Origin of the sequence: Salmonella sp. SAL4457, from assembly GCF_046548235.1 — a bacterium.
Lineage (GTDB): Bacteria > Pseudomonadota > Gammaproteobacteria > Enterobacterales > Enterobacteriaceae > Salmonella > Salmonella enterica.
This window is the reverse complement of the sequence record NZ_JBGDZO010000994.1, coordinates 1-250: the sequence shown is the minus strand read 5'-3', so window position 1 is coordinate 250 and position 250 is coordinate 1. Positions and strand designations below refer to the sequence as shown.

1 protein-coding gene is annotated in these 250 nt (G+C 72.0%); it reads right to left on the bottom strand.

Annotation, left to right across the window (positions count from 1 at the left end):
* Nucleotides 1-154: 154 nt before the first annotated feature.
* The coding region (locus ACLJNW_RS27155; protein ID WP_410961656.1) for a BBE domain-containing protein at nucleotides 155-250 on the bottom strand (96 nt) is incomplete at its 5' end.

Here is a 250-nt window from a genome sequence, read left to right as displayed (position 1 = left end):
ACGTGAACCGGCGCGCGGGCGCGACGACGGGCGCGTGGCCGGGGTTCCAGTCGTTCTGCGGCTGGAAGTCGAGCGGCTCGACCGGCAAGGGCGGGCTCGGCCCGTACTACGTCGCGCAGTTCATGCGCGAGCAGAGCCGCACGATCGTCTCGGTCTAGGCCCTGATCCCCTGGGCGGGGCGGAAGCGGTCGTCGGGGTCGACGGCCTGCTTGATCTCGCGCAGGCGCGGCAGGTTGGAGCCGTAGTAGGC